This window comes from Sphingobacterium sp. Mn56C (assembly GCF_049319645.1).
Taxonomy (GTDB): domain Bacteria; phylum Bacteroidota; class Bacteroidia; order Sphingobacteriales; family Sphingobacteriaceae; genus Sphingobacterium.
In genome coordinates, this window is the sequence record NZ_JBMOUC010000006.1 from 78,814 (window position 1) to 90,719 (window position 11,906).

Annotated in this window: 15 protein-coding genes; 9 read left to right on the forward strand and 6 right to left on the reverse strand. The window is 40.3% G+C overall.

The features are described from left to right. The first annotated feature begins 156 nt into the window (after positions 1-156). From ACL9RF_RS14285 to ACL9RF_RS14295, 3 genes are read left to right on the forward strand one after another with little or no spacing between them, the layout of a single operon-like run. Complete coding sequence (locus tag ACL9RF_RS14285) at positions 157-807, forward strand: FadR/GntR family transcriptional regulator (RefSeq protein ID WP_422801312.1); 651 nt, start codon at positions 157-159, stop codon at positions 805-807. A gap of 2 nt (positions 808-809) precedes the next feature. Beyond that, positions 810-1,643 (forward strand): sulfite exporter TauE/SafE family protein, encoded by an 834-nt coding sequence (locus tag ACL9RF_RS14290; RefSeq protein ID WP_422801313.1) that lies wholly within the window; start codon positions 810-812, stop codon positions 1,641-1,643. 6 nt (positions 1,644-1,649) lie between these two features. Next, the gene (locus ACL9RF_RS14295) at positions 1,650-2,042 is read left to right on the forward strand and encodes a DUF1634 domain-containing protein (RefSeq protein WP_422801314.1); all 393 of its coding nucleotides are present in this window, start codon (positions 1,650-1,652) and stop codon (positions 2,040-2,042) included. A 117-nt stretch (positions 2,043-2,159) separates the two neighbouring features. Here the strand turns inward: ACL9RF_RS14295 and ACL9RF_RS14300 are convergent, their stop codons facing one another. The 4 genes from ACL9RF_RS14300 to ACL9RF_RS14315 all read right to left on the reverse strand — a co-directional run bounded on the left by ACL9RF_RS14300 (position 2,160) and on the right by ACL9RF_RS14315 (position 5,276). Beyond that, the gene (locus ACL9RF_RS14300) at positions 2,160-2,804 is read right to left on the reverse strand and encodes an OB-fold nucleic acid binding domain-containing protein (RefSeq protein ID WP_422801315.1); all 645 of its coding nucleotides are present in this window, start codon (positions 2,802-2,804) and stop codon (positions 2,160-2,162) included. A 187-nt stretch (positions 2,805-2,991) separates the two neighbouring features. Then, positions 2,992-3,366, reverse strand: coding sequence for a DUF1304 domain-containing protein (locus ACL9RF_RS14305; RefSeq protein ID WP_422801316.1), 375 nt, complete (start codon positions 3,364-3,366; stop codon positions 2,992-2,994). A gap of 57 nt (positions 3,367-3,423) precedes the next feature. Then, positions 3,424-3,876: a GNAT family N-acetyltransferase gene (locus ACL9RF_RS14310; protein ID WP_422801317.1), complete on the reverse strand. Its 453-nt coding sequence runs from the start codon at positions 3,874-3,876 to the stop codon at positions 3,424-3,426. 197 nt (positions 3,877-4,073) lie between these two features. Then, entirely contained in the window at positions 4,074-5,276 is a 1,203-nt protein-coding gene (locus tag ACL9RF_RS14315) for a CynX/NimT family MFS transporter (protein WP_422801318.1), read from the reverse strand. A 59-nt stretch (positions 5,277-5,335) separates the two neighbouring features. Here ACL9RF_RS14315 and ACL9RF_RS14320 point away from each other — a divergent pair, with 59 nt between their 5' ends. Beyond that, a complete protein-coding gene (locus ACL9RF_RS14320) occupies positions 5,336-6,127 on the forward strand; it encodes a helix-turn-helix domain-containing protein (RefSeq protein ID WP_422801319.1) in 792 nt (263 codons plus the stop codon). 3 nt (positions 6,128-6,130) lie between these two features. Here the strand turns inward: ACL9RF_RS14320 and ACL9RF_RS14325 are convergent, their stop codons facing one another. Further along, positions 6,131-6,601, reverse strand: a complete 471-nt coding sequence (locus ACL9RF_RS14325; protein ID WP_422801320.1) for an Lrp/AsnC family transcriptional regulator — start codon at positions 6,599-6,601, stop codon at positions 6,131-6,133. A gap of 150 nt (positions 6,602-6,751) precedes the next feature. On the opposite strand from ACL9RF_RS14325, the gene ACL9RF_RS14330 reads away from it, so the two are divergent. After that, a complete protein-coding gene (locus tag ACL9RF_RS14330) occupies positions 6,752-8,122 on the forward strand; it encodes an MFS transporter (protein ID WP_422801321.1) in 1,371 nt (456 codons plus the stop codon). 81 nt (positions 8,123-8,203) lie between these two features. On the opposite strand, the gene ACL9RF_RS14335 is transcribed toward ACL9RF_RS14330, so the two are convergent. After that, positions 8,204-9,310, reverse strand: a complete 1,107-nt coding sequence (locus ACL9RF_RS14335; RefSeq protein WP_422801322.1) for a DNA alkylation repair protein — start codon at positions 9,308-9,310, stop codon at positions 8,204-8,206. A 229-nt stretch (positions 9,311-9,539) separates the two neighbouring features. Between ACL9RF_RS14335 and ACL9RF_RS14340 the strand changes: the two genes are divergently transcribed. The 4 genes from ACL9RF_RS14340 (at position 9,540) to ACL9RF_RS14355 (ending at position 11,904) form a co-directional block, all read left to right on the forward strand. Further along, positions 9,540-10,427 (forward strand): AraC family transcriptional regulator, encoded by an 888-nt coding sequence (locus ACL9RF_RS14340; RefSeq protein ID WP_422801323.1) that lies wholly within the window; start codon positions 9,540-9,542, stop codon positions 10,425-10,427. A gap of 125 nt (positions 10,428-10,552) precedes the next feature. Continuing rightward, positions 10,553-10,999 carry a VOC family protein gene (locus tag ACL9RF_RS14345; protein ID WP_422801324.1) on the forward strand — a complete coding sequence of 149 codons (447 nt, stop codon included), beginning with the start codon at positions 10,553-10,555 and terminating at the stop codon, positions 10,997-10,999. A gap of 69 nt (positions 11,000-11,068) precedes the next feature. Further along, on the forward strand, positions 11,069-11,407 hold the full coding sequence (locus tag ACL9RF_RS14350) for a YnfA family protein (RefSeq protein WP_422801325.1): 339 nt from the start codon (positions 11,069-11,071) through the stop codon (positions 11,405-11,407). Between the two features lie 17 nt (positions 11,408-11,424). Beyond that, on the forward strand, positions 11,425-11,904 hold the full coding sequence (locus ACL9RF_RS14355) for a GNAT family N-acetyltransferase (protein WP_422801326.1): 480 nt from the start codon (positions 11,425-11,427) through the stop codon (positions 11,902-11,904). Positions 11,905-11,906 lie beyond the last annotated feature (2 nt).

The window sequence follows — 11,906 nt, forward strand, 5'->3', positions numbered from 1 at the left end:
TTTTACAACTATTCAAAAAATCCCTAAATATCATGATTTAAAATCAATCTCAAAGGATAACGTTAACAAGCTAAAGAAATTAAGGAAAAGAAATAAAAAAATAAATCATCTGATGTTTGATATAAACATCTTACCTTTGGTTAAAATAAATGCCCTATGGTACATCGAGAACGACTTTCCGATAAGATTGCAAAGCAGCTAGAACATGATATCCAAAGCGGGGTATTCAAGGAGGGACATAAACTACCAACCGAACCCGAGTTAATGCAACGCTTCCGTGTGGGGCGAAGCACCGTACGCGAAGCCATAAAATCGCTCAGTAATGCGAAGGTACTACGAGTTCAACAAGGCTCGGGGACTTTTGTACGCACAAGCGCACCTGCAAGGGCAAGCCAAGACATAAAGGCCGCGAAGTTTGAAGAAATTAACGGCGCCCGTCGCCTCTTAGAGGGCGAAATTATTCGCAAGGCCTGTAAGACAGCGACAAGCTTGCAACTACACGCAATAGAACAGTGCCTTCAGGATAAGAAGACCGCAATTATAAATAACCAACGCGAACAGTGTATTCAGGCTGATATTCGCTTTCACCTAACTATAGCACAGGCCGCCAACCAACAGGTATTGCTGGCGATGTACCAAAATCTAACGGCACTGATGACTGATTTTTTTGAAGAACGCGAGCCGCGAGGCATACAGTTTTTTGCGTTGAATTTTCACCTTCATGAAAAACTATTTCAGGCCATCAAAAACAAAAACGAAATTCAAGCACTTCATATACTGGAGGATATTTTACATACAAATTTTTAAAAATGACCATACTACTTTTTACATTTATCCTTTTGGTTGGCGCTTACCTCGCCGGTCTTTTAGGTTCTTTAACTGGCCTTGGCGGTGGTGTTATTGTTATCCCGATGCTTACACTGATGTTTCATGTTGACCTTCGTTATGCGATTGGCACAGCTTTATTGGCATCTATAGCGACCTCTTCGGGTGCCGCATCGGCCTATGTAAAGGAGGGCATTACCAATATTCGTTTAGGTATGTTGCTAGAGATTGCCACCACACTAGGTGCTGTAATTGGTGCTATGATTGCCATCTTTATGCCAACCAATACCATTGCCATTATCTTCGGTGTTGTTTTGATATTTTCGGCATTAATGACGGTACGTAAGAAAAATGAACAGCCCGAATTAGTAGGCAGCCCCTTGGCCGAAAAATTAAAACTGAACAGCAGCTACCCTGTGAATGGTGAAAAAATACCGTATAAGTTAAGTAACGTAACGGGTGGATTTTCTTTAATGACCGTAGCAGGAATGCTATCTGGATTATTGGGTATCGGTTCTGGATCTTTAAAGGTGCTCGCGATGGATACCATGATGAAAATCCCATTTAAGGTTAGTACAACCACCAGCAACTTTATGATTGGCGTCACCGCTGCCGCCTCCGCCGTCGTATACCTGCAACGTGGTTATATGGATCCGGGCATTGCTTTTCCAGTTATTATTGGTGTTTTAGGAGGTGCCCTTACGGGGGCTAAAATACTGCCTAAAATAAACCCTAAAACCTTACGTATAATATTCGCGGTAGCGATTACCCTGGTAGCTATTCAAATGATGGTTAATGGTGTACAACAGAAATTCTAAATAAAGATGAAAAAATATGCTTCCTCCGCCTATTGGCAAGACAAAGATATAGAGATAATTGTAGGCAACATTTTACGTATTGGTGTGGTTATAGCCTCTATAACCGTTGCTTTAGGCGGTATTATTTATCTCCTATTGCATGGTCGTGAGCACATTCCAGATTATACTACTTTTATTGCTGAAGGCAGCAACAACACCAGCATTTCGGGAATTATAAACGGTGTTAAGGCTTTTAATGCGCCTCAGATTATTCAACTGGGGGTGGTATTCCTGATTGCTACGCCAATTTTACGTATACTCTTTTCGCTGTTTGGATTTATCCTTGAACGCGACAAAATGTATGTTTTTATTACGCTGATTGTATTGGCGATTATCGTAGTCAGTATCTTCACGAAATAATAGAACCCCTGTTTCGCATCAGGGGGATATTGCAGCAAAGCGGTGCCTCAGATTTTACAATCTCAGCACCGCTTTGCTCGCTTTGGTATAGCCATTAAATACCCCTCTTTATTGGCTTTATTCGGCGTCTTTTAATTCTTTAACGGTAATATACTTTGCCCCCGTTGGATCTTCCCATACAGAGCCTTTAATCCATATCGTATCACCTACGTCATAGCGTTTAAACGTTCCGCCATACTTCTGTAAATTAACCATGCTTATGGTTGCCTTATACGTAGTACCTGAGGCATCTTTCAGGGTCGCCGTGTAGCCATCCTTACCCTTTTCAATCGCCGTAATTTTACCCTTAACGGCATGCTCCTTTTCCGTATTAATATCTCCCAAAATATCCTTGACCGTAACATAGGTCTGCCCTTCCTGATCATGCCAGAAAGATCCTTTTACCGAAACGTCATCCCCCACCTCAAAGCGTTTATAGGGCGTACTGGATTGCTGCAGGTTAACGGCACTTATTGTCGCATGGTAGTGATTACCATTACCGTCTTTTATTGTGGCTGTATACCCATCTTTACCGGTTTTTACTTGAAGCACCTTTCCCGATACACTCAGGTCCTGTATTTCCGAGATTTTAATGTTCGGATTTATACCTTTCGAATTTTTTAACACCCCGGACTGTGTTTTATCGGCCGATTTTGACTGCGAGCCGCAAGCTAGGGTCAACATAAACAGCGCGACTGCTGCAGTTAATAGTACTAATCTCATCCCTATAAATTAATCTTTTAAACCATATTATTTTAAATACCGTGCCTTTAGCAGCTGTAAAGATGCCACCATGAAGTATAGCACGGAAATTATAACTGCATCTTCTATCCCACCATCAAACAATCAAAGCCCATACCACTTTTTTGCTCACAGCGATGGTATAGGTTAAATACGCGTCAATAGTACCTTATAAAACTGTTTGCAAAAGCAGAAGAATAATACCGATAATAGCGGGAAGCGCCTGTACAAAAAAGATTTTTACCGATGCAGTAACCGCGCCAAATAACCCTGCAATAGCCACACAGCTTAAAAAGAAGAGGGCTACATGCTGTTGCCATAATGGATCTGAAATAAAAAAAGACCAGATTAACCCAGCCGCTAAAAACCCATTGTATAAGCCTTGGTTTGCCGCTAAACCTTTGGTGGGTTTAAATAGCTCTGCTGGTAAGGCATCCTTAAAAATTTCTTTGCCTTTACTTTCCCAAGCAAACATTTCAAACCATAGGATATAAAGGTGCTCTAATGCCACAATGCCGATTACAATTTTTGCTACTAATTCCATTTTCTGTAGGTTTATATTTTTATGTTTATATAATACGGTAAAACCTACCTTATAGTTTTAGACTTTCATTTTAAAGCCTTCATGGCTGGCTTCAAAACCGATTTTAGTATAAAAACGGATCGCATCGTTGCGTCTTTTATCCGATGTTAGTTGTAGGTAGGTCGCCCCCTGTGCTCGTGCTCGATCTACGGCTAAGGAGAACATAAGCTCGCCAAGGCCTTTACCGCGGTAATCCGCATGAATACGCACGGACTCTATAAGCGCTCGTTTGGTGCCTCTGTTATTTAAAAATTGGATATAGGTAATCTGCATGGTGCCCATTATCGTATCCTCCTGATCTACCAATACCAACAATTCCTGGTTTGGGTTGGCATTGATAACATCAAATGCTGTATAATACGCAGGATCTAACGGTACGGTATACAACTCGCGCGTTTGTCCTAACACATCGTCTGCGTACATCTGTATCACTTGGGGCAACTCATCTCTAGAAGCTATTCGTAATTTCATCTTTAAAGCTTAAATTTAAAATTCCGACTAAATATAGTCGGCAGGCAAATCAATGCAATTTTGAGCATATGTACAACTAAATGCAAATGTTTTGCATGGCCGATATCCAGTTGACCCCCAAGGTTTCGACCTAAATTAAGGCGTATCTTTCCTATTTTTGCCTTTCATAACCCTACAGATGCCGGGTAATACAGCTTTTAATCTTCTACAAATTTTTTACCCGCAGCACGCATTCCAAAGAAAAATAGACATACAACAGCTAGTGCTAAAAAGTAAAAGGAACACTTCCAACTGGCATCCCAATCGTGCAACTTTCCAAAAATTGGAGGCCCAAAAGCTGCAATTAAATAACCTATAGACTGTGCCATACCTGACAATTTAATTGCTGTAGCACTGGATTTCGTACGCAGCGAAAAAAATAAAATCGATAAACTAAAGGATAGTCCATTGGAAAGCCCTAGTAATATGGCGGTAAGGTATATGAATCTGGACTGTAAAAAGGCAAACATAAAAACTGATGCCAACATCAACATACATACAAATATAATCATGGCCCGTTGATCCTTCATTTTGTTCGCCAGGATGGGGCCAACAAATGTAATGGGTAACATAGCAAATTGAATGGTAAACAACACCCAGCCGGGCTCCCCTGCCTGCATACCAAAATCGACCAAGACTGCCGGCAACCAAGACACTATGCTATAGAATATTAAAGACTGCAAACCCATAAAGATGGAGATATTCCAAGCCTGTGCAGATTTAAAAACATGGATACTCGATTGCGCAAGGGTAGCTATGTCTTCCCTCCTGCTCCGTTTAGTAAGGAGTAGCTCTACACCAACCACCAGAAGTGCAAACAAAGCACCTATAGTCCACAATCCTAAGGAACCCTGCCATCCAAGACCGGTGGCTTTACCAATGCCGGCACTAAAACCCGATGCCAATGCTGCGGTAAGATTCATGGCCACGGCAAAAATACCGGTCATGATTCCCAACTGTTTTGGAAAATTATTCTTTATATACCCGGGAGTGATTACATTACCTATACAAATTCCTAAGCCTATAAGTACCGATCCTAAAAACAACATAGCCACCGACCCGGAGACCCGCAATAAGAGACCCAAGGTTAATACAAGCATTCCATATCCTAAAAAACGATTAATGCTTATTTTCAACGACATGCGACTAACCAATACCGAGCAGGTAGCAAACATAAATAAGGGTATGGAAGTCAATAAGCTGCTTTGGAAATTGCTTAACTGCAGGCTTTCACTTAATTGACTTAATACCGGGCCTACCGATGTAATGGGCGATCGTAAATTACTCGATACCATAATTACCACCAACACTTGAATACTAATCAAGGCCAGCGAGGCATTTTTTTTCTCTAAATCTTTCATGCGTATACAACATTATAGGGTACAAAGATAAATCTGTAATTTTATTTACATTTGTCATTATGTTAATCCAAAACGACAGCCCCAGTGTGAAAGGATCTTTAGAGGTCGATCGTATTAAAAAGCCCTATTTCGTTTGGTTTGAAGAGAATTGGCAGCACGATGATGTATTACATCAGCATGAAAAGGCACAGTTGGTTTATGTAGAAAGTGGATTTCAATACCTTACTGTTGCAGGGAAAATATACCTATTGCCGCAGGGGCATGCTGCCTGGATCCCCCCAAATGCCACGCATAAGACCAATTCTCACTCCGAGAAGATTAAGCTGATGGTTATCTTTTTCGACGTAGATAAGGAGCTCCCGTTTTACCAGCGGGTGGGCATATTTTCCGCTCCTCCGGTCTTGCAGGAAATGATTAAATATGCCGAAAAATGGTCTCAAATTAAAGAAGAGTCGCCAACAGAGACTTTATTTTTAGGTGCCTTATACAACGAACTGCCTCAGTTTGCTGCACAGGCTCTCCCCTTATATTTAGTGCTTCCTGAGGATAAACGCGTACGCAAGGCTATCGATTACTTACATACACATTATACGCGAAATATCGGGATGGAGGAGCTTAGTTTACAGGCCGCAGTATCCCTGCGTACGTTGGAAAGAATATTCAAAAAAGAAACAGGACTAACCTTAAGTAAGTACCAACAGATGTTACGGATTATTAAAAGTATCGAGCTATTAAGCGATCCACAGCTAACGGTTTCTGAAATCGCCTATAAGGTGGGCTATAAAAGCCTTCAGGCTTATACCAATAGTTTTTATAGTATTATGAAAAATAGACCCAGCGCCTTCAAATAAAGACTAAACAACCTCGGTAGTCTCCTTTATACTGCTCATGACGAATATACTTTTGGTTTGCCCTATACCATCGATTTCCGAAAGTTTGTTCACAAAGAAAGAATGAAACTCGTCCATATTTGGCGCTAAAATCTTAAGCATAAAATCAAAATCGCCACTGATATTATAAAACTCCACTACCTCCTTCAATTTACAAACCTCTTTTATAAATTTTGTCGCGACTTTTTTATTATGCGCATTCAAGGCAATCATACAGATCACCGTCATGCCTTTATTTACCTTCTTTCGGTCGATAATTGTCGTATAGCTTTGGATAACACCTAAACGCTCCATACGTTTTATACGTTCGTGTGTTGGCGTAGCACTGAGGTTAATTCGGGTGGCTATGTCGCGCACACTTAACTTGGCATCCTTTTGCAATAACCGTAAAATTGCCAGGTCTTTTTCATCAAGGCTGTAATTTTCTGGATTCATCTGTTCTGTTTTATACCCATCCATCGCCCTCAATAGGGACATATAACATTTGAAAAACAAATATAATAGTCATTTGTTCTAAAAGTGGGCTTTAATTTGAACAAATGTACTACAAAGACTAACTTTGCCCGAAATTTTTTTATACCTTATATGCAGTCACGTAGAAATTTAATATTAATCCTGGCATCGGTTGGAACTTTTGTAGAAGCATTAGATATTGCCATTATTAATTTGACTATTCCTTCCATTCAGGCACAATTTAATATCGGAGCAGAAAGTGTACAGTGGTTACAGACCCTTTACGTGTTATTTTTCGGTGGTTTTATTATTATTGGCGGAAAACTTACCGATCAGATCGGCCGTAGAAAAATATTCCTTTGGGGATCGCTACTATTTATGTTAACATCCTTAGGTGCTGGCCTGGCACCATCTTTTGAAGCCCTCGCCGTATTTCGTGCATTACAGGGCCTTGGCGCCGCATTAATTATGCCGGCAGCATTGTCGATAGTTTCCAATACCTTCCGGGAATCGCAGGAACGTAGCCGTGCTTTAGGAATCTTTAGCTCCTTTGCCGCTATAGGCTCTGGCAGTGGGCTGTCTATAGGTGGTTTATTAAGCACATACCTAAGCTGGCACTGGGTATTTTTGATTAATGTTCCTATCCTATTGGTTACTTTGGTACTGGCCTATTTCTATTTACCACAAGATGAAAAAGATGAAAATATACCCAAAACGGATACCCTATCCGGGATATTGCTGGTTTTCGGCTTATTAAGTCTTACCTATGGCACCCATGAACTGATGCATATTAAAGAACAACCGCTAGTAGTGGGCAGTTCCTTAGTGCTGGCACTCGTATTATTGGGTATTGTTTTTTATAGACTGAAAACGGTTACGGAACCTTTATTCGATTTAGGCTTATTTAAACACACTTCATTAGTTGTATCTAATATTGCATTTTTTGCATTAGGATCGTTTTTTATAGGCTTTTTATTTTTGATTTCGCTCATGCTACAAAAAGACATGGGCCATACTGCGGCTACAGCGGGCCTTTTATTAGTACCCTTCAGCATTCTGTCGGCATTGGTATCCAAGTTTGCTTTGCCCCTTATTTTAAAACGCCTGAATCCGACTCAAATTGGTATTCTTGGCTGGTCTTGTATGTTTGTTGGCGGCCTTTCCTTGTTTCTTGCCGTATTTCTTAACCACCCATTAACCTTAGTGTTGTTTGGTGCTGCCTGCATCTCTGGCGTAGGAATGACCTTTTGTTTTACGAGCCTTTCATTTTTGGGCGTTCGTGATGTAGACCCGGCAAACTATGGCATTGCCTCTAGCTTAACAAGTACAACCTATTTTTTAGGCGCCGGGATAGGTTTATCGTTTATGACTTTATTAAGCCAGCTATTTCCATCCGACTGGGCCGTTGGTGGTCTTAGTGTGCTTATCCTAATCGGTTATGCCCTTTGTGGTATGGCAACAATACTCTATATGGCATACGACGGTAAAAAAGCCGTCGCTTAAAAACCAAAGGAGGTGTCTTTGCGCAAAGATTCCTCCTTTGGTTTTTTGATACCATGCGCACCAATTTTATGCCAGCAATGGTTAATCTGCTTCACCAAGTACAAAGACTCCTGCCTCCTGTTCTACACCATTTACAATTACCGCAACCCGATGCTCGCCGGGGTAATATACACGTGTTGTAATGGCTTTAAATGACTGCCTTCGGCTGATATTAATTTTTTCTGCAGCAGCTACTGTTCGCTCGCTAATCTTGAAGACTTTTTTTGTTAAAGTACCATTTGCTTTGCGGTAATACATGGCATACTCCAAGCGCAACAAAACGGCGTTGGAAGATTTATTCTGCACATCAAACGTAAATACAACCGCATTACCCCAATCTACTACCGGGCTTTCTATTGCAAAATTTGAAAAAGAAAATGCCGTTTGATTTAAGGCAAATAAGGCAACCACCTCGGGATGTGCTTGTTTTAACAATGTACGCGAAGCATGTTTTATTAAGGCATCAATATCTTTAGATCGCCCCTTCCATTCTTTTACGAAGGCCAAAAATACATTGGGGTTATCTTTGGATATATCGTTTAAATGATTGGCTACACTCTTCCGAACCCAGGCTGACTCATCTTCCATTAAAAGATGTAACAACGGCAACACCGGTGTAGGGTCTTTCTTTAATAGGGGTAGCGCCATCGCCCATGGCAACCGAGGGCGACTACCTTCACTTGCAAGTCGACGTACTTTATAATTTGGATGTTGTGCCCAACGCGTCATCTGTGCCAACATCTGCTCCGGATATTTTACCATAAATGGACGCACCGCAAATTCGCAACTTATAAATTGCGTTATATGCTCCATAGCGTTAATGGAAGCCTCAAAATCGTCCAGTCCATAGACTGCTATAAAGTTCGGAAAGATAACATACGCCAGTTTTTCCTCGTCGGGGTAATCGGCCTGAATCGCTGCGGTAATTTGTAAGATAACCGATACCGCCGTTTTATATTCAGGAGGCAGAACGTGCCGTAAAACGGAGGTGGAATGTTCAACTCTTTCTTTCCACTCCATCTCCTCGAAAGTAGGCACATAGATTGCCTTTAAAAATAATTGTGCATTAAAATCAGGTATATAGCGTGCGAAATAGCCGGCTAGGTGATTATAGAAAGCTGGGTTATAAATATTCTTGATTAATGACATTTAATATAACGATTAAGCAGGCAAGATAGCAAAAAATAAATCCGAAAAAATCAGGCCAGGGTCAACACTTTTTTACCAACTTCACACGGATTTTTTCCTTTTTTCAGGCCAAGCAAATTATTGTTGCCCATAAAAATTAAAGAACAAAATAAACTTTTGTCAAATTATCGCCCAGTATTGCCGTTAACTAGATAGATTTTATACTTTTGGTTTTCTACGGTAATTTAAAATGCAATCTTTACAGCGCCTTACTTTAGCACTGCTTACCACATCCGGCATACTGCCAAAGACCACAAAACGGCTGGACGGCATTATGTTTTTTAACTGGGATAATGGGGTGGAGCTTTTTTCCTTAATACCTACGCAGGTACAGTTTTACGTTGTTATATTGGGTAAGTCTGGACGCTGCCGAATTAATGTTGGCGGACATAAGTTTGTTATCAAACCCAATACCGTAAGCATCATCCCCGACATGTGCTGGGTCGCGGCGCATAGTCCTGAGCCGGACTTCCAAGCGAAGGTTTTGCTTTTTGAAAGTAGCTTCTTAAAAATGGCATGGACAAAAGCTTCGGTCTTGGACGACCTTTTGTTTATTAACCCCAACTATCCGCCTGTTTTTCCGCTTTTGCGCTCAAAATACAGGGATTTTATGTATAAATTCGACAAAATATCCCAAGAAATTGAAGATAACTCTGCCTTTGGCATAGATATGATACGCCTATACCTGCTGCAAATGCTGTATGATTATAATCGTATTTGTGAGCTATGCTTGCTTAACTCGGAGACACGGATAAATCGTAAATTTCAGGTTATGCACCAGTTTCGGCAATTGGTGGAACAGCAGTTTCGCATCCATAAAACTGTGGCGGCTTATGCTGACCAGCTTTTTATATCGCCGAAATACCTGAGCGAATGTGTAGTTGAACAGTTAGGCTATCCAGCCCTAAAATTTATTCATAACCGTATTATGCAGGAAGCAGAATACCTCTTAAAATATACTCACAAAAGTATTAAGGAAATTGCTACGGAATTGAATTTCGATACACCGACGCATTTTTCCCGATTCTTTGCCCAGCATAATGGTGTACGCCCTTATACATATAGAACGCTTCCATAATCCTAGAAAGATGTTGCTATACAACCAATCTTAAACCGTAAAATTGGTCTTTTTTTCACCCAAATAGCCCTTTTTCAAGGGTGTAAACGTCACTATCTTTGGGTATATATTTTATACATATTGGTATGATAAAAGGACTATATGAGACGCATATTCAAGTAAGTGACTTATCCGATTCTATACGATTTTACACGGAGGTTTTAGGACTTACCTTTGCACATAAGGACGAAAACCGTCCGATTGCCTTCTTTTGGATTGGCGATAATAAGCAGGCTATGCTGGGCTTATGGGAGCAGAAAGAAAATTTGCAAACGCGGCATTTTGCCTTCTCCAGCACGAAGGAGTATATCTTAAACCATGCGATAGATTTTTTACAAAATAATAGCCTCCAGCCCTATAATTTCTTAAAAGATGGCAGTACTAAACCTATGGTATTTGCTTGGATGCCTGCTTTAACCATTTATTTCAACGACCCTGATGGAAATAGCCTCGAATTTATAGCGCTTCTTGAAGGAGATGGGAAGCCCGAATTAGGGGTTATCTCTTATGAAGATTGGATGTCAAAAAAGTAGAAAACATCGCTTTTAGGCTTTTTTCTACAGAAAAAACACCAATTTTATGGTTTATTAATACGATAAATAATGGCAATTATAAAATCTTTAGGCATTTTTATGTTAGCTGGGTTATGTGAAATCGGTGGTGGATATTTGATGTGGATATGGTTAAAAAATGATAAACCTTGGTGGTATGGCCTTATCGGCGCTTTAATTCTTGTAGCCTATGGTGTTGTGGCCACCTGGCAGGAGGTAAATTTTGCGCGCACCTATGCTACCTATGGCGGTATATTTATTGTCATGTCAATTTTGTGGGCCATGAAGTTTGATGATTACTCCCCCGATCGCTTTGATATTATCGGTGCTGTAGTGGCCTTGATTGGTGTGGGTATAATCTGCTATGCGCCACGAGGGATGGGCGTTTAACAGTAAAACATAAGGAGATGGAAATAGTTAAAATTAATAGCCGTAACAAACAGCAGATTATAGCTTATTTTATAAAAAATTGGTCTACAGATTTTATGGTCACTCGTGGCAAGAAGCATTATATACAAAATCTGGAAGGCTACTTTGTATACGAAGACAATTGCATTATTGGCTTGCTTACGTATCATAAAATAGGAAATGAAATCGAACTTGTATCCTTAGATAGCGCCAAAGAAAACCGTGGGGTAGGAAGTCTTTTGATGGCAACATTTTTAAAAGAAATTGATTATAATACAATTGCTAAGGTATGGTTGGTCACAACAAACGATAACCTGCGGGCCTTAAAGTTTTATCAGAAAAGAAACTGGGAAATAATAGGTTTGCATCTTTATGCTGTAAAGGAGGCGCGAAAAATTAAGGATTCTATTCCGCTCTTGGGTTATGATAATATTCCCATTTTACATGAAATAGAATTAGCCTTAATATTAGACAGATAATA

Excerpts from the sequence above, each read along its gene's own strand:
- ACL9RF_RS14320 (WP_422801319.1), top strand. The coding sequence starts at position 5,336 with ATGTTAATCCAAAACGACAGCCCCAGTGTGAAAGGATCTTTAGAGGTC.
- ACL9RF_RS14285 (WP_422801312.1), top strand. The coding sequence starts at position 157 with ATGGTACATCGAGAACGACTTTCCGATAAGATTGCAAAGCAGCTAGAA.
- ACL9RF_RS14330 (WP_422801321.1), top strand. The coding sequence starts at position 6,752 with ATGCAGTCACGTAGAAATTTAATATTAATCCTGGCATCGGTTGGAACT.
- ACL9RF_RS14315 (WP_422801318.1), bottom strand. The coding sequence starts at position 5,276 with ATGAAAGATTTAGAGAAAAAAAATGCCTCGCTGGCCTTGATTAGTATT.
- ACL9RF_RS14340 (WP_422801323.1), top strand. The coding sequence starts at position 9,540 with ATGCAATCTTTACAGCGCCTTACTTTAGCACTGCTTACCACATCCGGC.
- ACL9RF_RS14310 (WP_422801317.1), bottom strand. The coding sequence starts at position 3,876 with ATGAAATTACGAATAGCTTCTAGAGATGAGTTGCCCCAAGTGATACAG.
- ACL9RF_RS14305 (WP_422801316.1), bottom strand. The coding sequence starts at position 3,366 with ATGGAATTAGTAGCAAAAATTGTAATCGGCATTGTGGCATTAGAGCAC.
- ACL9RF_RS14345 (WP_422801324.1), top strand. The coding sequence starts at position 10,553 with ATGATAAAAGGACTATATGAGACGCATATTCAAGTAAGTGACTTATCC.
- ACL9RF_RS14355 (WP_422801326.1), top strand. The coding sequence starts at position 11,425 with ATGGAAATAGTTAAAATTAATAGCCGTAACAAACAGCAGATTATAGCT.
- ACL9RF_RS14350 (WP_422801325.1), top strand. The coding sequence starts at position 11,069 with ATGGCAATTATAAAATCTTTAGGCATTTTTATGTTAGCTGGGTTATGT.
- ACL9RF_RS14325 (WP_422801320.1), bottom strand. The coding sequence starts at position 6,601 with ATGAATCCAGAAAATTACAGCCTTGATGAAAAAGACCTGGCAATTTTA.
- ACL9RF_RS14335 (WP_422801322.1), bottom strand. The coding sequence starts at position 9,310 with ATGTCATTAATCAAGAATATTTATAACCCAGCTTTCTATAATCACCTA.
- ACL9RF_RS14300 (WP_422801315.1), bottom strand. The coding sequence starts at position 2,804 with ATGAGATTAGTACTATTAACTGCAGCAGTCGCGCTGTTTATGTTGACC.
- ACL9RF_RS14295 (WP_422801314.1), top strand. The coding sequence starts at position 1,650 with ATGAAAAAATATGCTTCCTCCGCCTATTGGCAAGACAAAGATATAGAG.
- ACL9RF_RS14290 (WP_422801313.1), top strand. The coding sequence starts at position 810 with ATGACCATACTACTTTTTACATTTATCCTTTTGGTTGGCGCTTACCTC.